Source organism: Acinetobacter lwoffii (assembly GCF_024129735.1).
In the GTDB taxonomy this organism is placed as follows: domain Bacteria; phylum Pseudomonadota; class Gammaproteobacteria; order Pseudomonadales; family Moraxellaceae; genus Acinetobacter; species Acinetobacter lwoffii_H.
Window position 1 is genome coordinate 13,132 of sequence record NZ_JAMXXK010000002.1, and the last position, 23,681, is coordinate 36,812.

The window sequence follows — 23,681 nt, forward strand, 5'->3', positions numbered from 1 at the left end:
TATCACTTATTCCTCACTGAAAAAGCTTATCTTTATTCAATATAAATATAAATATCATTCACTTACCCACAAAACCTTCCTTAAAAATCAGGCCTTTGTCGTATATCGCAAAATCAGATAACTTTTCAGCTTTTCGTTATTTTACAGCCCTTCGCTGAATCGGGATTAATAGGGTCATTCCGAGATTAACCCTATTTTCAGGTTCTAAATATGTCTAATTTTAATGCGCAAAAACCCTTAAATATTGTTGCCGTATCTGGCGGTTTAAATCACCCCTCAAAAACCGAAGCCTTGGTTCAGGCCATTCTGGATGAGCTGGGTGAAGCGACACCGATCAATGTGCATTTCATTAAATTTAGTGAAATTGGTTCGCTCTTGGGCGGCGCGATTTATCGCAATCAGTTGCCGCAACGCGTTCAGAATGATCTGGCAGCAGTAGAAGCCGCAGATGCGCTGATTGTTGGCACTCCTGTGTACCGCGCTTCATTTACCGGCCTGTTCAAGCATTTCTTTGACTTTGTTGAGCAAACGGCGCTGGTCGATGTTCCGGTATTACTGGCAGCTTCTGGTGGCAGTGACCGTCATGCGCTGGTGCTTGAACATCAACTGCGTCCTTTATTCAGCTTCTTTCAGGCACAGACTTTACCGATTGGGGTCTATGCCACCGACCGCGATTTCACCCCTGAATATACCATTCACAGTGAATTGCTCCGCGACCGGATTACCCTGGCTGTGGCGCGTGCCTTGCCGATTCTTGAATGGGCACCAGCCAAGGGACAACGTGCTGAAGTCATCAAAGAAAAAACCATTCAAGCCAGTCAAAATCTGGGCATTAACAAGCAGATCGAACAGGAAGAAGTGCTGCCTTCAGCAGCCGTGCCGAGCCTGGATGCCGCAGAATCGCGCTTGCACAGCAAGAAAGCACCAAAGACTCAAGTGGCTTGAACACAGCATTGCAGAGGGTGATGAATATGTCGAATGATAAAAATATCGTATTTGCCTATTGGGTGCCGAATGTCAGTGGTGGCCTGGTGGTTAGTAATATCGAGCAGCGCACCGACTGGAGCTATGACTATAACGTGCGTCTGGCACAAACCGCTGAACAGGCAGGCTTTGATTATGCCCTGACCCAGATCCGTTTTACTGCCGGCTATAACGCAGAAAACCAGCATGAATCGGTCAGCTTCAGTCATGGCATTCTGGCCAAAACTGAACGCCTGAAAGTCATTGCCGCGATTCTGCCGGGTCCATGGAAGCCGGCACTGGCTGCAAAACAACTGGCGACGATTGATCATCTGAGCAATGGCCGGATCGCGATCAATGTGGTCAGTGGCTGGTTCCGCGGTGAGTTTGATGCCATTGGTGAAGAATGGCCAGAACATGACGAGCGTTATGCCCGTTCGGAAGAGTTTATCCGTAGCCTGAAAGGGGTCTGGAGCCAGAATAACTTTAATTTTGAAGGTAAATATTATCAATTCAAAGACTATACCCTGAGTCCAAAACCGCTACAAAAACCGCATATTGAAATCTTTCAGGGCGGCAGTTCCCGGGCAGCACGTGATATGGCTTCTCGCGTATCTGACTGGTACTTCACCAATGGCAATACCCCGGAAGAGCTGAAAAAACAGATCGATGATATTCGTGAAAAAGCCAAGGCAAATCATCACTCGGTGAAAATCGGCGTAAATGCCTTTGTGATTGCACGGGATACCGAAGAAGAAGCGCAGGCTGTATTGCAGGAAATTATTAGCAAGGCCAATGTGCAGGCAGTGAAATCTTTTGGTGAAGCGACCCGTGAAGCCGGCGCAGCAAGTCAGGAAGGTGAAGGCAACTGGGCCAAATCCACCTTTGAAGATCTGGTGCAATACAATGACGGGTTCCGCACCAATCTGATCGGGACACCGCAGCAGATTGCTGAACGGATTATCGAGCTGAAAAAAGTTGGCGTTGATCTGATTCTGTCAGGCTTCCTGCACTTTATTGAAGAGGTTGAATATTTTGGCCAGAAGGTGCTGCCTTTGGTCCGTGAGCTTGAAGCACAACAGGCAATGCCTGTGCAGCAAGAAGAAGCTGAGCCCGTATAATTATTCCAATAAATCTCAGCAGATTCACTCCCTCCCTCAAGGCTCGGCTTGGGGGATTTTTTTATGTGATAAAATTGTTGTCTGGCTAGGTTTAAAACCATCAATTCCTTAAAATTCTGCACTAACGACTTTCCAAGAATTTTAACAATGCAACTGATCTGGTTTCGTCAAGACCTCCGCATTCATGATCATGCCGCGCTCTGGCATGCCACCCAGCAAGGCAGCTGTATAGCAGTGATGGTGCTCTCTCCCGAACAATGGAAGCTGCATCAGGATGCCCGGATTAAAATCGATTTTTATCTGCGTCGACTCATTATCTTAAAGCAGCAGTTAGCGCAGCTGAATATTCCATTAATCATTTTAAATGTTCCCTTATGGCAAGACCTGCCGGCCGAAATGCGAAGCCTGTGCCAAAAACTTCAGATTGATACGCTACATGCCAATATTGAAGTGGGCGTGAATGAACTGCAACGTGATGCACAGGTACAGCAGATGCTGGAACAGCAGCAGATCCGGGTCGAGCTGTATCATGATCGCAGCCTGTTTCCACTGACCAGTATCCGTAACCAGTCCAATCAACCCTATCAGATCTATAGCGCATTCAAGAAAAAGTGCTATGAGCGACTGATTCAGAATATACCGGGCTGTTACCCTGACATTCAGGCTCAAGATCCGGTTGAATTACCAGACCAGTTGACCAGCTTTGATCTGCAAAAATTTGCGGCTAATTATGAAGTCGATCATGCTGCCCAGCTCTGGCCTGCGCAGGATCATACTGCCTTAGAGCTGCTCGATGATTTTATCGAGGATAAAATGGCTCACTATAAAACTGAGCGAGAGCTACCTGCAGTCGATGGTACCAGCCGCCTGTCACCGTATCTGAATATCGGTATTCTCTCGATCCGTCAATGTATGCAGACCCTGTTTAAGGACAGTTATTTCCAGATTGATGATATCGGTCAGCAGACCTGGCTGGATGAACTGCTCTGGCGCGAGTTTTATCTGCATACCCTGTTTGATTTTCCCCGTGTATCCAGGCATCGGCCTTTTAAGGAAAATACCGATAACATCCAGTGGCGCAATGCACCGGATGATTTGGCTGCCTGGCAACAAGGACAAACCGGGATTCCAATTGTCGATGCCGGCATGCGGCAAATGCGAGCCATTGGCTGGATGCATAACCGGGTACGCATGATTACTGCAATGTTCCTGTGTAAAAACCTGCTGATAGACTGGCGCTTGGGAGAACGCTGGTTTATGCAGTATCTGATTGATGGTGATCTGGCGGCGAACAATGGCGGTTGGCAATGGTGTGCTTCGACCGGCATGGATGCCGTACCCTATTTCCGGATTTTTAACCCGGTCAGCCAGTCACAGAAGTTTGATCCGAATGGGGATTATATTCGCCGCTGGGTGCCGGAACTGGGGCATCTGGATGCTAAATCTATTCATGAACCCTATGCCAAAAATCCGGATCTTGAACTGGATTATCCAAAACCGATTGTGGATTTAAAAGCCTCTCGTGTAAGAGCGATTGAAGCTTTTAAGCAAATTTAAAACCAAACTTTTTCATCCCGAATAAAACAGCCTCCGATAAAGAGGCTGTTTTATTTTTAGATCAGGAATAAAAACTCGGATCAGGCACTTTTCCAGTCAGCACCCATTCCCCCACTTCCTGATATTTATAATCGATCGGGTCATGCAAGGTCTGGGTGCGGACATTGCGCCAGAAACGGTCAAGATTGAGCTTGGCCGTGGTGGCCCGCGCACCCATCACCTGGAAAATATTCTGGGTAATATAGAGAGAGGTATTGGTTGCGGCAATTTTGGCTGTGGCAATGGCAACTGAGACTTCACCGCGCTGCTCAGCTGTTAAATCATTCCCAAGCTCCCAGGCTGCCTGTAAAGCCTGAACCGCTTTATCTGCCAGTAAGCGTACCCCTTCCAGTTGTACATAAAACTCAGCGAAATGCTTCTGGATAAAAGGATCATTCACCGCATCGTCTGTCAGTGATTTGGACCAGGCTTTTTGGGTCTGTACACCCTGTCTGGCGATTTCAAATGCCCCTTCTGCCACGCCCAAAAACAGATGTACGAAAATCAGCTGGGCGATCAAAGGACGCAGGCTGGAATACGGCGTACTCAGTGGACCCGGATTTAACAGCAATTCATTTTCATGAATTTTGACCAGCTCAAAATGACTGGTACCACTGTCGGTCTGGCGTTGGCCCATATTGTTCCAGTCCCCCAGAAAACTTACTCCTTCGCGTTGGGTAGGAATCACACCAATCAGCAATTTTCCGGCTTCATTATAGCCTGAACACAACAACATATCTGAATCGATCGAACCCGAGCAGAAGCTTTTATCACCATGGAAAATATATTCGTTTTCTGAAACTTTTATGGCTGTGGTACGACGGTCCAGCGGATTTAGAGTATTACCCCAGAACAGATTATTTTGGGCAGTCTGTTCAAACCACGGGCCATATTGTTCCGCTTGGGAAAATAATTGCACGGTCGCAATCAGCAAATGGTGAAAGCCGTAGACATGCGCCAATGAACTGTCGACCCGGGCGATCACTTGAATGGTTTTAAAAATGGTCTGCCAATCTGCCTCCTGACCGCCGTACTGTTTTGGAATGGACAGGTCAAGCAAGCCACTCTGACGAATCAGGTCACGCTCGGCTTTGGGATTACCCCCCTGTTTGTCCCGCTCTGCTGCAGTTTGGGCAAAAGTTTCAGCCAGTTCCCGGGCAATCTCTAAGGGCGACTGATCGAGATATGATTGTCGTATATTCATTGTTTTTGGACCTATATTCAGCATGGCTCGAGCTTAGCAGATTGCAGCCTGTCACTATATCCGAAAGCATGCAGAGCTTATTCCCGATATAAAAATACCGGCAGGATGCCGGTATTTAAAAAGTTTAAATTTAAGCTTTATTACGCTGTACCTCTGCGATCAGATGATCCACCACTTGCGGTTCAGCCAGGGTCGAAGTATCTCCGAGACTGTCCAGCTCATCGGCTGCAATCTTTCTCAGGATCCGGCGCATGATTTTGCCGGAACGGGTTTTCGGCAATGCCGGTGCCCAGTGCAAGGCATCGGGAGTCGCCACTGGCCCGAGAATCTTGCGTACCCAGCTGACCAGTTCTCCACGTAATTGATCTGAACTGGCAACATCAGCCTGTAAGGTCACAAAGGCACAAATTCCCTGACCTTTAATATCATGCGGCATACCGACTACAGCGGCCTCTGCTACCGATTCATGCGCCACCAGTGCACTTTCAATTTCTGCAGTACCTAAACGGTGTCCGGATACATTCAGGACATCATCCACCCGGCCGGTAATCCAGTAATAACCATCTTTATCACGACGCGCCCCATCTCCGGTAAAATAGGTACCTGGATAGGTCGAGAAATAAGCTTCAATAAAGCGCTCCGGGTCTCCCCAAATGGTGCGCATCTGACCCGGCCAGGAATCCTTAATCACCAGATTGCCCTCAGCTTCTCCTTCCAGCTCCTTGCCATCGGCATCGACAATGGCAGGCTGTACGCCGAAGAAAGGTCGTGTCGCAGAGCCCGGTTTTAAATCAGTCGCACCCGGCAATGGCGTAATCATAAAACCGCCAGTTTCGGTCTGCCACCAGGTATCGATGACGGGACAGCGGCTTTCACCGACCACGGTGTAGTACCAGTTCCAGGCTTCCGGATTAATCGGCTCACCAACTGATCCTAAAATTCTCAGGCTACTGCGATCACTTTCCCGCACAAAAGCATCGCCCTCACGCATCATGGCGCGGATCGCGGTCGGTGCAGTGTAGAGAATGGTGACGTTATGCTTATCGACAATATGTCCAGTACGCGCCCAGCTTGGATATTGCGGCACACCTTCAAACATCACGGTGGTGGTCCCATTCGAGAGCGGCCCATACAGCACATAGGAATGCCCGGTGATCCAGCCCACATCTGCGGTACACCAGAATACATCATCCTGCTTGATATCAAATGCTTCACGGAAGGTGCAATTCACATAGGTCAGATAACCGCCAGTGGTATGCATCACGCCCTTGGGCTTGCCGGTGGAACCTGAGGTATACAGGATAAACAGCGGATCTTCGGCATTCATCGGTTCGGGTGGACAGATGTCATTCACTGACATAATTTCCGTGTGATACCACAGATCACGTCCGTCCTGCATTTCAATTGGGTTACCGGTGCGGTGTACCACCATTACATTTTGAATCGAGTCTGTACCCGCCAGTTTCAGTGCTTCATCGACATTGGCTTTCAGTGGAATGGCCTTACCGCCGCGCATGCCGGAATCCGCAGTAATCACCATTTTCGCCTGACAGTCTTCAATCCGGCTGGCCAAAGAATCTGGCGAGAAACCACCAAATACCACGCAATGTACCGCCCCGATCCGGGCACAGGCCAACATAGCAATCGCAGCTTCAGAAACCATCGGCATATACAGCATGACTCGGTCGCCTTTCTGGATGCCATTTTTCTTCAGCACATTGGCAAAACGGCAGGTTTCATCATGCAGCTCGGCAAAGGAAATAATCTTGTGCCGCGAAGGATGATCCCCTTCCCAGATGATGGCCGGTTTATACGGATGTTCTTTCAGGTGCCGATCCAGACAGTTGGCACTGACATTGAGCTGACCATCGGCAAACCATTCGATTTTAAAATCGTCTTTGTTAAAGCTGGTATTTTTGACTTGGGTGAAGGGCTTGATCCAGTCCAGACGTTGCGCCTGTTCTGCCCAAAATTTATCTGGCTGTTCTATAGAATATTGATAACGTTCAAAGTACTGGTCTTCGAGCGTACGTGCTGTTTTTTTAAATTCATCGGGTACTGGATAGATCTCTTGCATAGGTCACTTCCTTGATTTTGTTCTATCTCATCACGAGAGGTTAATGCTGCGTTGTTGATTGTTTTTTATGCATAATGGCAGTATGGCCTGCTTATTTCAAATCCGGCAATCATGCTTTCGTCGTAGATTATTTATACAAATTCAATCAAAATAAACCACAACTTACAGTACAGAATCTTCTGCGCAAATGTGTATGATCTGTAGCACAGCCCTTAAAAATAAAATTGACCGCTTGTGGTTATTTCATCTGATTTAGCAGGATACGCTTTATGAAATCGCCTGAATCTCCCTACTTTAGCCCGCCTGCGCTGCCTGCATCGGATCATCCCCTGTCGATGAAAGGCCGCTTCGGACGCTTGAGCTTTATTGCCTGGTCGGCATTTCTGTATTTCATTTTTTTATTTGGCAGTATTGCACTGGGTCTCAGTATTGATATTGTGAATATTTCTACCCATTCTCTAGATCCCAACTGGCTGATTTCACTGCAAGGCTTGGCCAGTATCGGTGTACTGGTCATGGTTCTGGCCTATGTGTATTTCGCTTTAGTGGTGACCGTTCGCCGTTTGCATGATATGAACCGCAGTGGCTGGTGGGCGCTATTATTTTTACTGCCGGTAGTAAACATTTTTGTATGGCTTTATATCGTTTTTGGTTCGGGCGATCGCGGCAGTAATCAGTATGGTCCGGCACGGATCACCTTGCTCTGGGAAAAAATTCTGGCCTGGCTGATGATTATCCTGACCCTGCTTAGCCTGTTGGGATCTATCGCTTTATTCAGTTATATGAGCGGTGAAGAACAAACACCTACCCCCACGGAAATGATGCAAAAAACCACCAAATACTTTTAACAACAGCGCCGTTATTTTTAAAATTATCCAATGGTGACTTCGAGCCCTTATTAATTTTTTGCTGAACATCAGGCAAAATAGGCAAAATTTGAATTGTGGAATTTTTGTGGCAGAGCAAAACAATACCTTAAGCCAGGTAACTGAGGGCACCACGGAGTTGTTACATCAGGCAACTGAAAAAACGACCAAGACCGTGATTGAACATACCGCCAAGTATAATGATGCCTACAGCACCATTGACAAAATCATGGAGGGCTTCTGGGAGCGTGTGCCTTATTTCTGTATCGCACTGATCGTGATTACGATTTTCTGGTTACTCTCCAAAGTCTTCAAGTTTTTCGTACGTAAAACTTTGGAAAACCGTTCTTATACCCGCCAGAATCTGGTATTGGTCCTCAACCGTGTCGGCAGTACCTTTATTATTTTCTTTGGTATTCTGATTGGACTGGTGATTGCGGTTCCTGGCTTTACCCCGGGTCAGCTGATGAGTGCCCTCGGAATTGGTTCGGTCGCGATCGGTTTTGCCTTCAAGGATATTTTCCAGAACCTGCTCTCTGGTGTGCTGATTCTTCTCAGTGAACCGTTCAAGATTGGCGACGATATTATCGTGAATGGCATGGAAGGTACCGTTGAAGATATCCAGATTCGTGCGACCTTTTTACGCTCACCAGATGGCCGCCGTATCGTGATTCCAAATGCCACGGTCTACACCAGTGCGGTCACAGTCAATACCGCCTATACCCGTCGCCGCTGCGAATTCGTGGTGGGGATCGGCTATGAGGATGATATCCAGAAAGCCAAAGACCTGATTACCGCTATTTTAGATAAAGACCCCACCATCCTGAGCCAGCCTGGCTTTAGTGTCAATGTCACCGCGTTGGCTGACTTTTCCATTACCCTAAAAGCTTTCTGGTGGGTCGATACCACTGAAACAGGCACCGGAACTTCAATCAGTGCGGTGCAGGAACGGGTGATTCAGGCTTTTGCCGAGCATAATATTTCGATTCCGTATCCGGTACAGGAAGTCAAAGTCTATCGTGGTGAAGGCAATGATGATGCCTCAGCCCGCGCTAAACAGACGACCTAAAACATACGGAATCACGGTTTCTGTACGGATAATACGGTTGCCCAGACTCACTGCCTGACAGCCGTTTTTGATGAGTAAATCGACTTCATATGGAATAAATCCGCCTTCCGGACCAATAACAATCGTACAGGGATGCTCAATCGCAAATGGCATCGCCTGCTCTGCATAAGGATGTGCCACATAAGCCGGGCAATCTGTACTAATCAAACCCGGCAAGATATCTTCAACAAAGGGTTTAAAACGTTTATACAGCTCGATTTTTGGAGCAACCGTATCCCCTGCCTGTTCTAGCCCCAATTCGATATAATGATTTAACTGCTGTAAAAATGGAGTTTGCCAATAGCTTTTATCGACACGGTAGCTATGTAGTAAAATGATTTTTTCAACGCCCAAGGTGACACTGTCCATGATCAGACGGCGCAGCACTTTCGGACGTGGCAAAGCCACAATTAAAGTCACTGGCAATTTTTCTGGAACAGCTTCTTCTTGCAGTGGTTTCAAGCGCACTGCTTTTTCAGAGATTTCGACAATTTCCGTCAGGTAACGCTGACCTTCCCGAATTCCGACTTTTAACGTATCTCCCACCTGAATCTGTAGATGTTGCTGTAAATGTTCCAGTTGCCGAGTTGAGGTAATGGACCAAAGTTCAGTTTCGGTTTGACGTGGGTCAAGCAGGACGATATTCATAAGGAAGATAAAACCAAAACATTAACATGCAAAATATTCAAATTAGGTATTATCGCCAAATTTGAAATCGTGTGTGGCGACATGGATGTTGCCCGCGGTACTGAGGTACAGGAAGTACCTTCAGTACCGCAAAGGATTTTTGCTACTTTTAATCCCTTAAAAGTAGAAATCTTCTACGAATGACCAGTTGTCTCAGAAAGGTAGATTGAGAATATGACTAGCACACACTTAGAGATACTGATCAATCACCTGAATATGCTTGGCAAGCGATCCCGTATTTAACTGCATAATTTGCTGCGCTGCCGCATTCAAGATTTCCGCCTTAACCTGATCTTGCAAAAGTTCCAGTAATACCTCTGCAGCCTGCTGGGCATCCTGCACCACTGCGACTGCGTCTGCCTGAACGAACTCATCCACGATAGTCTGAAAATTAAAATAGTTTTTGCCTAAAACAGTCGGCACATTCAGCGCAATCGGCTCCAAAATATTATGTCCACCACCTGGTTCATTTAAAGAACCACCCACATAACATGCCTGACTCAAAGCATACCAAAGCCACATTTCACCCATCGAATCGGCCAAATAAACCTGGGTATCTGCTTTAATATGTTGCCCTAGACTTCGACGCTGGATTTTCAATCCCAAAGACTGTGCAGCTTGGAACACCTCATCAAAACGTTCCGGATGGCGCGGTACCACAATACAGACCAAATATGGATCAGCTTCTAAAGCAGCTTTTAAAACACTCAGAATTTCTTTTTCTTCAGGAGCATGAGTACTAGCTAACGTGACGATCTTTCGCCCCCCTAACTGCCACTCCTGTTTCAATTGATCTGCCTGATGAATAAAGCGCTCGGGCGCAGTAATATCAAATTTGATATTGCCCAAAACTTGGGTTTTTTCAGCTGCGATTCCCAACTGGATATAACGTTGCTGGGTGGCTGTATCCTGTGCCAAAAGACCAGTTAAATTCTTGAGCATGCCACGGGTCAAACCTTTGACCTTGGCATAGCCTTTGGCAGATTTTTCAGACAGACGCGCATTCAACAATACAGTTGGCACATTAAACTGGGGTGCCTGATCCAGCAGATTCGGCCAAAGCTCGGTTTCCATCAGCAATAAAAGTTTCGGCTGATACTTTTGATAAAATTCACGAATTAAAGTTTTCTGGTCAGCAGGCAAATACACGGCTTGAAACAAATCGAGATAAGGCGCTTTTAAAAAAAGTGATTTAGCGCGTGCCTGACCGGTTTTGGTGGTATTGGTGACCAGCACCGGATGGCCAAGTTTTAAATAATGTTCAATTAACGGTTGGGCAGCATTGGTTTCACCCACCGACACCACATGAAACCAGATGGCATGCAGATTTTTGGGTGGCTGAAACGGGCCGAAACGTTCTGTCAGTTCTTGTTGTAATTGTTCAGGATCGGTCGCACGTTTACGGATACGCGATTGATATAAGGGTTTAACCAGCGCCAAGGCTGCGTTATACCAAAATGGAGTGGCCACATTGCGCCCCTGTCCAAAGATTCAATGAGCAGAATATAGCAGAGCCACATCAACATGTTAATCGATGTGGCTCTTATTTCGAATTATTCTATGGTGCTTAATACTTTAACTTCTGCCAAAGTTGGATAATCAATATAACCTTCAGCCACCTGACTGCCGATCATATTTTCCATTTTCAGCTCATTAAGTGGTGCATTCTGAAGCAGACGTTCGTATAGATCAGGATTCGCAATATAGGCTTTACCAAATGCGACTGCATCTGCCTTTTCAGCTGCCAGTAGCTCAATCGCATCTTCACGACTCAGTTGCATATTGGCAATATAAGGCACTCCACCAGAACGCTCTTTCATATATTCGGAAATACTGTCTTCAGCCAGATATTCACGGGTAAAGAAGAAGGCAATCTTGCGCTTGCCCAGGTGCTCCATGGCATAGCCAAATGTTTCACGTGGATCATTGTCGCCCATGTCATGGTCATCACCACGCGGCGCAAAATGTACCCCTACTCGATCCGCACCCCATACTTCAATCAGTGCATCAGTTGCCTCTAGCAGGAAACGTGTACGGTTTTCGACTGAACCGCCGTATTCATCCTCACGCTGATTGGTTTTGCTTTGCAGGAACTGGTCAATCAGATAACCATTGGCAGCATGTAATTCAACACCGTCAAAACCGGCTTCTTTGGCACGAATCGCGGCTTGCTTGTATTGCTCGGTAATCGCGTGAATTTCAGAAACTTCCAAGGGGCGTGGCGTAACGTATGGACGCTTTGGACGTAATAAGCTGACATGACCCGCCTGTTGTACTGCACTTGCAGAGACTGGTGTTTCACCATTTAACAGATCCGGATGCGATACACGACCAACATGCCAAAGCTGGGCAACAATCAGACCGCCCTTCTCATGAACCGCTTGAGTGACCTTTTTCCAGCCTTCGACCTGAGCATCGGTAAACAATCCTGGGGTATTTAGATAGCCATTGGCTTCTTCAGAAATCACTGTCGCTTCAGAAATGATCAGGCCAGCACTTGCACGTTGCGCATAGTATTCAACCATCATGGGGGTTGGAACGCGATCAGCAGTTGCGCGGCTACGGGTCAGCGGCGCCATGATGACACGGTTTTTAAGCTCTAACGCACCGAGCGTTAAAGGAGAATTTAATTCAGCCATCGTTACTCCCACCTGTTAAAGGTGTTGTTGTAGGTGTTCGATAAATTGCTGAATCAAAGTTTCATTGCGGGAGAAATATGACCACTGTCCATGCTTGGTCGCAGTAATCAGGCCAGCCTGCTGTAATACCGACAGGTGATTGGACATGGTGGACTGTGAAACCTGGCCCAAACGTTCAATTTGACCTGCACAGACCCCACGTTGAAAGCCACCACACTCTTCCGCAGACAGATATTGCTCCGGAGATTTTAACCACTCCAGAATTTGTCGACGGGTCGGATTGGCTAAGGCTTTAAAAATTAGATCAAGGTCCATAGGCACATCACAATCAGTGGCGCAACGAAACTTTATTCAGCATCTGCGGCCATTATATCGTATTTTTTCGATTTATATATCGAAAATTTTAGATATAATAATCACAATCTGCACAAGCTTTGTTACGCCAGCTTTTAAACGATTTCTTACAGGCCCTGTTTCAGGCTTGCTTCGATAAATTTGTCCAGATCACCGTCCAGAACTGCGCCAGTATTGGAATTTTCCACACCTGTACGCAAATCCTTAATACGTGAATCATCCAGGACATAAGAACGGATCTGACTACCCCACCCAATGTCAGACTTGGAATCTTCCAGTGCTTGTGCCGCTTCGTTACGTTTGCTCATCTCGAGCTCATAAAGTTTGGCACGTAACTGCTTCCAGGCGTGGTCACGGTTGGCATGTTGTGAACGCTGGTTCTGACAGGCCACCACAATTCCGGTCGGTGCATGGGTTAAACGCACGGCAGAATCTGTTTTGTTAATATGCTGACCACCCGCCCCTGATGCACGATAAGTATCGGTACGAACATCGGACGGATTGATTTCAATTTCGATATTGTCATCAACTTCCGGTGACACAAACACGGCAGAGAACGAGGTATGACGACGGTTGCCCGAGTCAAAGGGGGACTTACGCACTAAACGGTGTACACCAGATTCGGTACGTAACCAGCCATAGGCGTACTCACCTTCCACACGAATCGTCGCAGATTTAATCCCGGCAACATCCCCATCAGATTCTTCCATCACTTCTGCTTTAAAGCCATGACGTTCAATCCAGCGTAGATACATACGTAGCAACATAGACGCCCAGTCCTGTGCTTCTGTACCGCCTGAACCAGCTTGAATTTCCAGATAGCAAGGATTTGGATCCATCGGATTATTGAACATACGGCGGAATTCAAGCTTGGCCAGTTCTTCTTCAGCCGTGCTCAGTTCAGCCTGTACATCTTCTAGCAAGCTTTCATCATCCGCTTCAACCGCCAGATCAAGCAGAGCCTGTGCATCTTCAAGCTGGGTACTTAAGCGATCCAGCACATTTAATACATTTTCAAGCTCGCCTTTCTCTTTGGCCATCGCTTGGGCACGACTCTGGTCATTCCAGATGGTTGGATCTTCTAATTCACGCAGGACTTCTTCTAAACGCTCTTTTTTCAGATCGTAGTCAAAGATACCCCCGTAGTGTTTGACCACGTTCGTTTAAGTCTTTTAATTGGTTTAGATACGGATTAATTTCCACGTGAATTACTCTCAATCAAAATTAGGCACAAAATTCTTAGCCCGATATTATAGCACAGTCTATTTCCGCTATTTTAACGATCCATTCAGTCTAAGGCTCGAATGTCTTGAGCATTTAGACCTGTATTTCCCTCATCCAATTTTCAACATCTCATAGACTCTTTTGCGTCTTTTTATCCGAAATTTTTATCGGCTTTTTAGCCCCGTTTTATGACCGAAATATAATTTTGCAATTGATTTTATAATTTAGGATTTCTTATTGGTCTGTATAAAAAATCAGCGAATTCAATAGATTCCACAATATCTACACACTTTTAATAAAACACTACATTATAAATTTAATTTTATTATTCAGTCACTTGTTCAGCAAAAATTACACAAGATTACGCTATTCACATTACTGTAACTTTCCTTTGATTGACGATCTTTGGAATTGCTCTAGACTGAAAGTTGTAACAAAAAGTGTAATGTTTTTAACTCACGATTTGAGGGGTAGTAACCATGAAAAAATTAGCGATTGCTTCGGCACTACTTTCAGCAATAGCAATGACTGGTACAGCAGCACATGCTTACCAAGCAGAAATTGGTGCATCAGCAGGAGTGGTTGATCCTGACAACGGTGGAACTAGCGGTTCTTTCGGCGTTGATGGTACATATTACTTCAATCCAGTTCAAACACGTAATGCACCATTAGCAGAAGCAGCATTCCTTGATCGTGCTAGCAACGTGAGTGCGCAATATCAATATAATGAAATTGGTGATTCTGAAGCGCATCGTTATGGCGTAGGTGCAGAGTACTTCGTACCGAATTCTGACTTCTACTTAAGCGGTAACGTCAATGGCCATGATCTGCAAGACAATGATGATGTAGAAAATGATTTAACCACCTATGCAGCTGAAGTCGGTTATCTGCCAGCGCCAGGTCTATTGATTGCGGCGGGTGTAAAAGGTTGGGATAACGACAATGATGATGGCGTAGATCCAACATTGCGTGCTAAATATGTCACTACACTTAGCAACGGTAAAGACATCAACCTGGAAGCAGGTGCAGCGTTTGGTGATTTAGATGAATACAATCTGGCAGCAGATTATTTCATCGACAAAACCTTGAGTGTCGGTGCTGATTATCACAACAATGATATTACCGACAAGAGCGAATTTGGTATCAATGCACGTAAGTTCATTAACCAGCAAGTGAGCTTAGAAGGCCGTGTCGGCTTTGGTGAACAGTTTAACAATGACTACAATACCTTTGGTGTAGCAGCGAAGTACCGCTTCTAATCTAAAACCAAAAATTAGTCATTCATAGAAAACCCATCCTCGGATGGGTTTTTTTATTGCACTCTTAACAAGCATTTAGGTATTTTTGCACATTGACGGGGCGAATATAAACTGTACAATTTGTTACAACTGTTCATCAAACAGTCATATTTTTATAACAAAGAGAGAAATCTAAATGCTTAAGAAACTTGCTCTTGCTACAGCGCTTCTTGCTGGCCTGGGAACTGCACATGCTTACCAAGCTGAACTTAATGTCGGGTATGAAAATACAGATATTGATAATGTTGGGGATCTAGATACATTTTTCATCAATGGAAAATATTACTTAAACACTGTTCAAGTTAAGAACTCTCCACTTGCAGAAGCGGCTTTCCTAAATAAAGCAAGCAATATTGGCTTAGGTTATGCAAATGCAAGCGGTGATGGCGATGAGGATATTGATGTATTTGGTGTAAGTGGCGAGTTTTATATTCCAAATACTCAATTTTATGTAAGCGGCACTATTAACCAGGTTGACTTTGCTGGTGAAGACAATACTGGCTATGCTTTTGAAGTTGGTTACTTACCAGTTAATGGCCTACTATTAGCAGCTGGTGCAGCTAATGAAAGCGTTGATCCAGTTCAGGTAGCAAATTATGGTTTTGTCCCTAACCTCCTAAATGCTGTTACTGTAGGTGATGATACTGCACTATCTTTACGTGCAAAATATGTGACTCAGATTGGTAATCATTTTGCCAATTTTGAAGGTTTAACTTATTTCGGTGATGAAACAACTTATCGTTTAGGCGCTGATCTTTATATCGATCCAACTTTAAGTGTGGGTGTATCAATCGCGGATTCTACAGAAGATGATTCAGATACAGTATTTGGTTTACGCGCACAAAAATTCTTTACACCTGCAATTGCAGCTGGCGTGAACTATACAACTACTGACGGTGCTGACTCTTTCGGTATTAACGGTACTTTCCGCTTCTAATCTCTCCGATTAAAAGCAAAAAAAACCGCTCACTCGAGCGGTTTTTTATGGCCTATTGTTCTAAATGGATAATCCGCATTTGCAAGCTGATATTGCCATTAAATACATTTTTATCCAGCTCATAGACCAATCGTGTATCTTTCATCGGGTCAAAGTCATATTTATCCGCTGCATTGAAAGCGATCGCATCCACGACCTGCCCATTCTCCAACGCCACACGTAACTTAAGATGCACATCTTTAAGCCAGCGATAGTCCATGATTTTGAACACACCATCAAAAATCGGTTGGGGGAATTTTTGCCCCCATGGACTTAAATTCTGTAATAAATCGACTGTTTCAATGTGAAAAGCAGAAGCTGGCAGCTCTCCATCCGTCCATAAAGTCGCAGTGAATAAATCCTCATCCATCGCACCAATCAGTACTTCAAAGACCTGCTTAAACTCGGCGAAATTTTCTTTTTTCAGGGTTAAACCGGCTGCTGCTGCATGGCCACCAAAATGACTGACTAAATGAGGATATTGCTCTGCTACCTGTTCAATCGCATCACGAATATGAATACCTTCAATCGAACGCGCCGAACCTTTGATATGAATCCCATCCTGATCTGCGGCAAAAACAATACTCGGACGATGGAACTGCTCTTTTAAACGCCCTGCTACAATCCCGATCACTCCCTGATGCCAATGCTGTTCAAACATGATCAACGCAGCAGGTAGTTCAGTGGCATCCCACTGGATTTTATCCAGCTCAAGCAAGGCTTCCTGCTTGATTTTACCTTCCACCTGACGGCGTTCGACATTGAGCTGATTCAGCTGTTCAGCCAGTGGATAAGCAGTTGTCAGATCAGGAGCCAGCAAACATTCGATCCCGATATCCATGGTTTCCATGCGTCCAGCCGCGTTAATCCGTGGGCCTAAAACAAAGCCCAAATCTTGAGCTTTCAGACCAGCAGGATCACGCTTTGCAATATCAAGTAGCGCACTGATCCCTGCACGGCACTGCCCTTGCTGGATCCGTTTCAGACCTGCATCGACCAGAATCCGGTTGTTGTAGTCCAAGCTCGCGACATCGGCATAGGTGCCGAGCGCTACCAGATCAAGATAATTGGTAATTACAGTAGAGGATTTTCCAAGTTTCTTGCGATGGGTAGACAGATTGGCCAATACATAAAAAGCCACCCCGACCCCGGCTAGTGCTTTGCTTGGAAAGTCGCAACCCAACTGATTGGGATTGACCACGGCTTCGGCTTTTGGTGTCGGCTTGGTCGTCAGATGATGGTCGGTAATGATTACCTGCATGCCATGATCTTGTGCCTGTTTGACTCCTTCATGACTGGAAATGCCATTGTCCACGGTAATCAGTAAATCAGGTGTGAAACTGACAAAGGCCAGATCTGCAATTGCGGGTGTCAGTCCATAACCATATTTAAAACGGTCAGGAACCAGATATTCGACATTGGCACCCATATCGCGCAGTGCCAGCACCATGAGTGCAGTACTGGTCGCGCCATCGGCATCATAATCACCGACGATCACGATTTTCTGGCCACGATCAATCGCCTGATCGATCAGTTGAATCGCTTCAGGCAACCCCTTCATGGTCGGTGCCAGCAAATGCTTCAGCTTGAGCTCAAGTTCCTGCTCGGATTCCACCCCACGACGAGCCAGAATCTCGGCCACAAATGCAGGGACGCCCGGTAAATTTTCAGGGCGTGTCAGCAATGGACGTTGTTTGATTTCCAGTTTTTGCATGGTTATGGCATTAAGCGCTCTAAAGTCCAGCCGGCATCGGTTTGGCGATAACTTAAACGGTCATGCAAACGGTTCGGACGACCCTGCCAGAATTCATAATAATCGGGTTCGAGACGATAACCACCCCAGAATACCGGCTTGTCCAGCTGTTGCTGATTGGCAACCTGGGTATGCAAATCCCAAAAACGTTGCTGCAATTCCTCACGACTAGCCACGATGCCACTTTGCGGGGTACTGATATGCGCGGCAATCTGGCTTTCGCGTGGACGTTTATGATAATAGTCGGTCGATTCTTCTTCCGATATTTTCTTTACACGACCCGAAATACGAATCTGACGTTCCTGATCCTGCCAGTAGAACAACAGTTCGGCATAAGGATTCTTAGCCAGATCCAGACCTTTTTGACTATCATAGTTGGTATAAAAATCATACCCTGCGTCAGTCGCTCCACGCAGCAATACCGTACGCACATGCGGACGGCCTTGTGCATTGGCTGTTGCCAACGACATGGCATAGGGCTCGTGCAATTTTGCTTCCAGTGCATGGTTAAACCATTGCAAGAACTGCATATGCGGATTCGGATTGACTTGCTGTTCCTGTAACTCGCCTTTTTCATAATTCAGGCGTAGTTCACTCAGATCCTTGATCAGATCACTCATTATCTATGTTCCCGTTAAGCTGCATTGGCACGCACAGCATCTGCCAGGCTGTTTGCAAGTGTGGTGACTTCAGCCAGATCATCGCCTTCGACCATCACACGAATGACAGGTTCTGTGCCGGATTTACGAATCAATAAACGGCCACGGCCTTTAAGCTGCTGTTCGGCTTTTTCAAATTCAGCTGCCAGTGCAGGCACTGAATAAGGATCAAACATGGCATTTAAACGTACATTGACCAGGACATTTGGCAACAGTTTAAAGTCAGCCACAAGTTCATGCAGGGCTTTTTTCTGTTCAACCATCACCGTTAATACCTGCAAGGCGGCAATAATCGCATCGCCTGTGGTGCTCTTGTCCAAAGTCAGAATATGACCTGAAGGCTCACCACCAATGGTCCAACCATTTTCTTCCAGGCCCTGCAATACATAACGGTCGCCGACTTTGGCACGTAATAACGGCACTTGTGCTTTTTCCAGCGCCAGTTCCAATGCCATATTGCTCATTAAGGTACCCACAATACCTGCAGGTTTTTTCGAGCTTTGAGTCGCAAGAATATAAAGAATATGGTCGCCATCAATCAGATTACCGGCTTTATCTACGAGAACCACACGGTCAGCATCCCCATCAAAGGCAATACCCAAATCCGCTTGATGTTGAATCACGGCTTGTTGCAAGCTTTCCGGATGCGTTGAACCACAGCCCTCATTAATATTTAAACCGCTCGGCTCATTGTGAATCGCAATTACACGTGCGCCCAGTTCACGGAACACTGCAGGTCCCACGTTATAGGCTGCACCATTGGCACAATCCACCACAATGGTGAGTTCATTCAGATCCAGATGATACGGGAACGTCGATTTACAGAATTCAATATAGCGACCATTAGCATCTTTAACCCGGATACTTTTACCCAGATTCGCCGTATCTTCAATCACAAAATCTTTTTCAAGTTCCTGATTAATTTCGTCTTGCAAGGCATCTGGCAGTTTTTTGCCTTCCGCAGAGAAGAACTTAATGCCGTTGTCAAAATACGGGTTATGCGAAGCGGAAATGACAATACCCAAGCTGGCATGCAAAGCACGGGTCAGATGAGCAATGGCTGGAGTCGGTAGTGGACCTAAAAGATGAACATAAACGCCAGCGGCATTTAAACCTGCCTGTAAGGCAGCTTCCAGGATATAACCAGACAAACGGGTATCTTTACCCAGAACCACCAATGGTTTGGATTTTTTACTATGACGTTTTAAAACTTTACCAGCCGCAAATCCCAGTTTCAGGGCAAACTCAGGGGTAATCGGCAATTCGCCAAACTTTCCACGAATACCATCCGTACCAAAATAACTCATCTTTATCTCACTTCTTAGCGGATGATTGATATCACCCATTTTTTTCCTTGAGTCACACTTTACACCAAAATAAAAAAGCCGTCATTTGCATGACGGCTTTTTAAAATTTTAAATCACAGGAAATTAACCTACGCGATAGTTTGGTGCTTCTTTGGTAATGGTCACATCATGTACATGCGACTCAGACATACCGGCAGAAGTGATTTTCACAAACTTGGCATTCTGACGCAGGTCTTCAATCGTCGCAGAACCGGTATAACCCATTGAAGAACGTAGGCCGCCCATCATCTGATGTACGATATTACCCATTGGGCCTTTGTACGGTACACGACCTTCAATACCTTCAGGAACCAGCTTCTCGGCACCGGCCTTAGAGTCCTGGAAGTAACGGTCAGCAGAACCTGTTGCGCCAGCCATCGCACCCAATGAACCCATACCGCGATAAGCCTTGTAGTAACGGCCCTGGAAGAATTCAACTTCGCCTGGTGCTTCTTCAGTACCGGCCATCAATGAACCAACCATAATCGTGCTTGCGCCCGCACCAATCGCTTTGGCCATATCGCCAGAGAAACGAATACCGCCATCTGCGATCAAAGGAATCTGATCTTTCAGCGCATTGGCAACAGAATCAATCGCAGAGATCTGTGGCATACCAATACCCGCCACAATACGCGTGGTACAGATTGAACCAGGACCAATACCAACTTTAACGGCATCCGCACCTGCATCAAGTAACGCCAGCGCAGCATCACCTGTCGCGATGTTACCGCCAATCACCTGAACTTGTGGATAATTGGCCTTAACCCAACGTACACGCTCGATCACACCTGCAGAATGGCCATGTGCAGTATCGACTACAATCACGTCCACACCTGCATCAACCAAGGCTTCTACGCGGCTTGGCGTTTCTGCACCAGTACCGACAGCAGCACCAACACGCAGACGACCCAGGTCATCTTTACAGCTATTTGGATACAATTCAGCTTTACGGAAATCGGTTACCGTAATTAAGCCTTTCAGCTCTTGCTGATCGTTGACCACCAATACTTTTTCAATACGGTGCTGTTGCAATAAAGCTTGGATATTTTCTTTCGATTCGCCTTCACGAACTGTCACCAGGCGATCCTGACCAGTCATGATATTGCTGACTGGCTGCTCAAGATTGGTTTCAAAGCGTGTATCACGACCGGTCACGATACCCACCACTTTGCCATCTTTCACAACGGGTACACCACTGATATTGTTGGCTTGAGTCAACGCAATCAGTTCACGTACTGTGGTTTCAGGAGTGACTGTAATCGGGTCTTTGACCATACCCGCTTCGAATTTTTTCACACGGCGCACTTCTGCAGCCTGAACCGCGATATCCATGTTCTTGTGCAAAATACCGATACCACCATTTTGCGCCATTGCAATTGCCATACGGGACTCAGTCACCGTATCCATTGCTGCAGACACAAGAGGAATATTCAGGTTAATGCCACGAGTTAAACGTGTCTTTAGGGAGACATCTTTTGGAAGAACAGTAGAATAGGCAGGGAGTAATAGGACATCATCGAAGGTTAACGCGTCTTGAACGATGGTCAACATAACAGTCTCACTGGTAATTTCCGTGCACTATTATAAACAAATATCGGCTTAAATTTCATTGCAATTGCAAAATTATTTTTTTATTCAAGCTTCGTACACGCAGATCTATGTGGGTGCTAAAACAGTATCAATAATACGTCCGATCATGAAGTTCCCTATTTTAAAATATACCCCGATCATTTTAATGAAGTGAAAAGCAGAGCCTAAGCTCTGCTTTGGATGGATTTAGCTGACATATTCAAAACTGTCATCATTGTCGGCTTCATCAGTTTCAATCTGGACAAAGGGCAACATATTGTGTGCAATACGTGCCTTATTGCATTGCTCATCGGCAATCTGCACTTCTTTGCAGGATGAACTGCGCTGCTCATACATACCACAGCTGACCTGCTGGCCGATGGTGCCATCAAGTGCAATACAGCGTGGATTTTTTTGATTGGTTCCAGCCATACATGAATAGACTGCTGTCACAGGTTCGGTATAGTGCTCAGGCATATGAATTCCTTCAGCCCAATAAAACGAAACCCTGAAATAGGCGCAGCACGCCCCGCAGCTTAAACACGCATCCGGTTTTGGAACTTGAGACAACATTTCTTATAAGTTCTCATTATCAAAAAAAAGTTTTTTGGAGAAGAAATATAAAAAATGTTGTTTTTCCACACAAGAAAAAAATTATTTTTTGTGTGAACTATTCAGGACAGGTAAAAACCGTTTCATCCATCAGGTCAGTGCCGCATTCCAGCGTTTCAATCCAGTCCAGAAACTGGGTAATCTGCTCTTTGCCGATAAATGGTGTGCCATGCTGCGGCACAATCATCTCGATTTCCATGCTGCGTACCATTTTCACCCAGAGACGAATCACCTTGTTATTGCACATATAGCGTTGATGGAAGCTTTTCATTTTTGGGATATGCGCGGCAAAGTTTTCCAGTGGCTTGGCGGCATCTTCAACCATGGACGCACCCATATCACCTGAAAATAAAATTTTGGCAATCGGATCATAAAACTGGAAATTCCCTACCGAATGCAGAAAATGCGCCGGTACCGCCACAATATGAGATTGGCCCAGTGGAATGATTTGACCATGATCCGGAAGCTCCACCAGACGGTCCAGCCAGTTGCCTTTCATCCGGTCGCTCATAAAGGCCGAGTTTAAGTGCGGCAAGAAACGTGCCCACAGCTTGGATGCCACCACTTTGGCATCGGTATATACCAGCCAGCGCGGCATGGAAGTGATAATGTCCGGGTCTTGATGTGAAGCCATGACATAGTCCAGATGGGTCAAGCGGGTGTATTTATTCAGTTCCATGGTCAGCGGCACATAGGTTAAATCACCACCCGGATCGAGTACCGCTGCGCGCTCATGATCAATAATCAAAAACTGGTTTGCCTGAACGCCTTCACCTTTGACCAGACTGGTAAAACTAATGCATTTATGTGTCCCATTATCAAACAGGACTTGCGATGTGGTGCGCTCAAAAACCATGTAAATTCCCCAATTTATAGTTAAAACTGCTGTTTTATACCCATACAACATATAAGGATTTAATAGAATTTACAATCCATAAAACCGACCATATCACGAGCTTTATCAAGCTTTTCAGAGGATTTAGGCATAAAAAATCCTGAGTTTTTAGCTCAGGATTCATGCAATTTGTTATTTTATAATTTAAAAGAAATAATATTGAACCAGGGTCGCGACACCTATGACCAGGAAAATGGCCGCGCCAATTTTATGGATCAGGCTGATCGGTAGTTTGTTCGCCAGTTTATCACCCAAAAATACCGCAGGCGCATTGGCCAGCATCATGCCTAGCGTAGTACCCAACATCACCCAGAAGACGCTGTCGAAACGTGCCGCCAGTGCCACTGTGGCAATCTGGGTTTTGTCACCAATTTCTGCCAGAAAAAACAAAATGAAGGTTGCACCAAATACCCCGAATTTTTGCCATTTATTGATACTGGCATTTTCATCACCCAGTTCATCCGGAATCAGCATCCAGACTGCCATCGCGATAAAGCCAATCGAAACGATCCACAGCAGTACTTCCGGCCCAATCACTGTGGTTACCCATTGTCCCAATACTGCAGAAAGGCCGTGGTTAATCAGCGTCGCCAATAAAATGGCAACTAAAATAGGAACAGGTTTGCGAAAACGTGCGGCAAGCAGCAATGCCAGCAGTTGGGTCTTATCACCCATTTCAGCCAGCGCTACGATTGCAGTCGACAGTAGGAATTCATACATGAGGTTTTTCTCTG

General features: G+C 45.9%; 21 protein-coding genes. 7 read left to right on the forward strand and 14 right to left on the reverse strand.

Annotated elements, in window-relative coordinates:
- Nucleotides 1-210: 210 nt before the first annotated feature.
- The 3 genes from msuE (at nucleotide 211) to NI469_RS01125 (ending at nucleotide 3,641) form a co-directional block, all read left to right on the forward strand.
- Nucleotides 211-945, forward strand: a complete 735-nt coding sequence (msuE, locus tag NI469_RS01115; RefSeq protein ID WP_004647265.1) for an FMN reductase — start codon at nucleotides 211-213, stop codon at nucleotides 943-945.
- A gap of 26 nt (nucleotides 946-971) precedes the next feature.
- The gene (gene sfnG / locus NI469_RS01120; protein WP_121980016.1) at nucleotides 972-2,084 is read left to right on the forward strand and encodes a dimethylsulfone monooxygenase SfnG; all 1,113 of its coding nucleotides are present in this window, start codon (nucleotides 972-974) and stop codon (nucleotides 2,082-2,084) included.
- A gap of 147 nt (nucleotides 2,085-2,231) precedes the next feature.
- Complete coding sequence (locus tag NI469_RS01125) at nucleotides 2,232-3,641, forward strand: cryptochrome/photolyase family protein (RefSeq protein ID WP_121980015.1); 1,410 nt, start codon at nucleotides 2,232-2,234, stop codon at nucleotides 3,639-3,641.
- 61 nt (nucleotides 3,642-3,702) lie between these two features.
- Here the strand turns inward: NI469_RS01125 and NI469_RS01130 are convergent, their stop codons facing one another.
- Nucleotides 3,703-4,884: an acyl-CoA dehydrogenase family protein gene (locus tag NI469_RS01130; RefSeq protein WP_121980014.1), complete on the reverse strand. Its 1,182-nt coding sequence runs from the start codon at nucleotides 4,882-4,884 to the stop codon at nucleotides 3,703-3,705.
- Between the two features lie 130 nt (nucleotides 4,885-5,014).
- Nucleotides 5,015-6,961 carry an acetate--CoA ligase gene (gene acs, locus NI469_RS01135; RefSeq protein WP_253174261.1) on the reverse strand — a complete coding sequence of 649 codons (1,947 nt, stop codon included), beginning with the start codon at nucleotides 6,959-6,961 and terminating at the stop codon, nucleotides 5,015-5,017.
- 269 nt (nucleotides 6,962-7,230) lie between these two features.
- On the opposite strand from acs, the gene NI469_RS01140 reads away from it, so the two are divergent.
- Both NI469_RS01140 and NI469_RS01145 read left to right on the forward strand, forming a co-directional pair.
- Nucleotides 7,231-7,809 (forward strand): DUF805 domain-containing protein, encoded by a 579-nt coding sequence (locus NI469_RS01140; RefSeq protein WP_005108134.1) that lies wholly within the window; start codon nucleotides 7,231-7,233, stop codon nucleotides 7,807-7,809.
- 106 nt (nucleotides 7,810-7,915) lie between these two features.
- Complete coding sequence (locus tag NI469_RS01145) at nucleotides 7,916-8,896, forward strand: mechanosensitive ion channel family protein (RefSeq protein ID WP_004729187.1); 981 nt, start codon at nucleotides 7,916-7,918, stop codon at nucleotides 8,894-8,896.
- Here NI469_RS01145 and NI469_RS01150 read toward each other — a convergent pair.
- The 5 genes from NI469_RS01150 to prfB form a co-directional block, all read right to left on the reverse strand.
- A complete protein-coding gene (locus NI469_RS01150; protein ID WP_004647257.1) occupies nucleotides 8,870-9,583 on the reverse strand; it encodes a 16S rRNA (uracil(1498)-N(3))-methyltransferase in 714 nt (237 codons plus the stop codon). The genes NI469_RS01145 and NI469_RS01150 overlap by 27 nt on opposite strands.
- A gap of 228 nt (nucleotides 9,584-9,811) precedes the next feature.
- Nucleotides 9,812-11,092 (reverse strand): 3-deoxy-D-manno-octulosonic acid transferase, encoded by a 1,281-nt coding sequence (locus NI469_RS01155; protein ID WP_121979735.1) that lies wholly within the window; start codon nucleotides 11,090-11,092, stop codon nucleotides 9,812-9,814.
- An 83-nt stretch (nucleotides 11,093-11,175) separates the two neighbouring features.
- Complete coding sequence (locus tag NI469_RS01160; protein WP_121979734.1) at nucleotides 11,176-12,261, reverse strand: alkene reductase; 1,086 nt, start codon at nucleotides 12,259-12,261, stop codon at nucleotides 11,176-11,178.
- Nucleotides 12,262-12,276: 15 nt separating this feature from the next.
- Nucleotides 12,277-12,576, reverse strand: coding sequence for an ArsR/SmtB family transcription factor (locus tag NI469_RS01165; RefSeq protein ID WP_121979733.1), 300 nt, complete (start codon nucleotides 12,574-12,576; stop codon nucleotides 12,277-12,279).
- 146 nt (nucleotides 12,577-12,722) lie between these two features.
- A protein-coding gene (prfB, locus tag NI469_RS01170) for a peptide chain release factor 2 (protein ID WP_101627160.1) occupies nucleotides 12,723-13,818 on the reverse strand; the annotation gives its coding sequence in 2 pieces (ribosomal slippage) (nucleotides 12,723-13,745 and nucleotides 13,747-13,818; 1,095 coding nt in all).
- 500 nt (nucleotides 13,819-14,318) lie between these two features.
- On the opposite strand from prfB, the gene NI469_RS01175 reads away from it, so the two are divergent.
- Nucleotides 14,319-15,098 (forward strand): putative porin, encoded by a 780-nt coding sequence (locus NI469_RS01175; protein WP_005108142.1) that lies wholly within the window; start codon nucleotides 14,319-14,321, stop codon nucleotides 15,096-15,098.
- Between the two features lie 175 nt (nucleotides 15,099-15,273).
- Entirely contained in the window at nucleotides 15,274-16,074 is an 801-nt protein-coding gene (locus tag NI469_RS01180) for a putative porin (protein WP_004647251.1), read from the forward strand.
- Nucleotides 16,075-16,126: 52 nt separating this feature from the next.
- Here NI469_RS01180 and recJ read toward each other — a convergent pair whose 3' ends face one another.
- The 7 genes from recJ to NI469_RS01215 form a co-directional block, all read right to left on the reverse strand.
- Nucleotides 16,127-17,827, reverse strand: a complete 1,701-nt coding sequence (gene recJ, locus NI469_RS01185; protein WP_005261557.1) for a single-stranded-DNA-specific exonuclease RecJ — start codon at nucleotides 17,825-17,827, stop codon at nucleotides 16,127-16,129.
- A 2-nt stretch (nucleotides 17,828-17,829) separates the two neighbouring features.
- Nucleotides 17,830-18,486, reverse strand: a complete 657-nt coding sequence (pdxH, locus tag NI469_RS01190; RefSeq protein WP_005245734.1) for a pyridoxamine 5'-phosphate oxidase — start codon at nucleotides 18,484-18,486, stop codon at nucleotides 17,830-17,832.
- Between the two features lie 14 nt (nucleotides 18,487-18,500).
- Nucleotides 18,501-19,832: a phosphoglucosamine mutase gene (gene glmM, locus NI469_RS01195; RefSeq protein ID WP_034439062.1), complete on the reverse strand. Its 1,332-nt coding sequence runs from the start codon at nucleotides 19,830-19,832 to the stop codon at nucleotides 18,501-18,503.
- A 123-nt stretch (nucleotides 19,833-19,955) separates the two neighbouring features.
- Entirely contained in the window at nucleotides 19,956-21,422 is a 1,467-nt protein-coding gene (gene guaB, locus NI469_RS01200) for an IMP dehydrogenase (protein WP_004281332.1), read from the reverse strand.
- A gap of 225 nt (nucleotides 21,423-21,647) precedes the next feature.
- On the reverse strand, nucleotides 21,648-22,013 hold the full coding sequence (locus tag NI469_RS01205; protein ID WP_080591854.1) for a YkgJ family cysteine cluster protein: 366 nt from the start codon (nucleotides 22,011-22,013) through the stop codon (nucleotides 21,648-21,650).
- Nucleotides 22,014-22,110: 97 nt separating this feature from the next.
- Nucleotides 22,111-22,908 (reverse strand): oxygen-binding di-iron domain-containing protein, encoded by a 798-nt coding sequence (locus NI469_RS01210; RefSeq protein ID WP_005250340.1) that lies wholly within the window; start codon nucleotides 22,906-22,908, stop codon nucleotides 22,111-22,113.
- A 183-nt stretch (nucleotides 22,909-23,091) separates the two neighbouring features.
- Nucleotides 23,092-23,667 (reverse strand): TMEM165/GDT1 family protein, encoded by a 576-nt coding sequence (locus tag NI469_RS01215; protein WP_004281327.1) that lies wholly within the window; start codon nucleotides 23,665-23,667, stop codon nucleotides 23,092-23,094.
- Nucleotides 23,668-23,681: the final 14 nt, after the last annotated feature.

What these genes read in the sequence shown, in the direction of transcription:
- msuE (WP_004647265.1), top strand. Translation starts at nt 211, where the DNA reads ATGTCTAATTTTAATGCGCAAAAACCCTTAAATATTGTTGCCGTATCT.
- sfnG (WP_121980016.1), top strand. Translation starts at nt 972, where the DNA reads ATGTCGAATGATAAAAATATCGTATTTGCCTATTGGGTGCCGAATGTC.
- NI469_RS01125 (WP_121980015.1), top strand. Translation starts at nt 2,232, where the DNA reads ATGCAACTGATCTGGTTTCGTCAAGACCTCCGCATTCATGATCATGCC.
- NI469_RS01130 (WP_121980014.1), bottom strand. Translation starts at nt 4,884, where the DNA reads ATGAATATACGACAATCATATCTCGATCAGTCGCCCTTAGAGATTGCC.
- acs (WP_253174261.1), bottom strand. Translation starts at nt 6,961, where the DNA reads ATGCAAGAGATCTATCCAGTACCCGATGAATTTAAAAAAACAGCACGT.
- NI469_RS01140 (WP_005108134.1), top strand. Translation starts at nt 7,231, where the DNA reads ATGAAATCGCCTGAATCTCCCTACTTTAGCCCGCCTGCGCTGCCTGCA.
- NI469_RS01150 (WP_004647257.1), bottom strand. Translation starts at nt 9,583, where the DNA reads ATGAATATCGTCCTGCTTGACCCACGTCAAACCGAAACTGAACTTTGG.
- NI469_RS01160 (WP_121979734.1), bottom strand. Translation starts at nt 12,261, where the DNA reads ATGGCTGAATTAAATTCTCCTTTAACGCTCGGTGCGTTAGAGCTTAAA.
- NI469_RS01165 (WP_121979733.1), bottom strand. Translation starts at nt 12,576, where the DNA reads ATGGACCTTGATCTAATTTTTAAAGCCTTAGCCAATCCGACCCGTCGA.
- NI469_RS01175 (WP_005108142.1), top strand. Translation starts at nt 14,319, where the DNA reads ATGAAAAAATTAGCGATTGCTTCGGCACTACTTTCAGCAATAGCAATG.
- NI469_RS01180 (WP_004647251.1), top strand. Translation starts at nt 15,274, where the DNA reads ATGCTTAAGAAACTTGCTCTTGCTACAGCGCTTCTTGCTGGCCTGGGA.
- recJ (WP_005261557.1), bottom strand. Translation starts at nt 17,827, where the DNA reads ATGCAAAAACTGGAAATCAAACAACGTCCATTGCTGACACGCCCTGAA.
- pdxH (WP_005245734.1), bottom strand. Translation starts at nt 18,486, where the DNA reads ATGAGTGATCTGATCAAGGATCTGAGTGAACTACGCCTGAATTATGAA.
- glmM (WP_034439062.1), bottom strand. Translation starts at nt 19,832, where the DNA reads ATGAGTTATTTTGGTACGGATGGTATTCGTGGAAAGTTTGGCGAATTG.
- guaB (WP_004281332.1), bottom strand. Translation starts at nt 21,422, where the DNA reads ATGTTGACCATCGTTCAAGACGCGTTAACCTTCGATGATGTCCTATTA.
- NI469_RS01205 (WP_080591854.1), bottom strand. Translation starts at nt 22,013, where the DNA reads ATGTTGTCTCAAGTTCCAAAACCGGATGCGTGTTTAAGCTGCGGGGCG.
- NI469_RS01210 (WP_005250340.1), bottom strand. Translation starts at nt 22,908, where the DNA reads ATGGTTTTTGAGCGCACCACATCGCAAGTCCTGTTTGATAATGGGACA.
- NI469_RS01215 (WP_004281327.1), bottom strand. Translation starts at nt 23,667, where the DNA reads ATGTATGAATTCCTACTGTCGACTGCAATCGTAGCGCTGGCTGAAATG.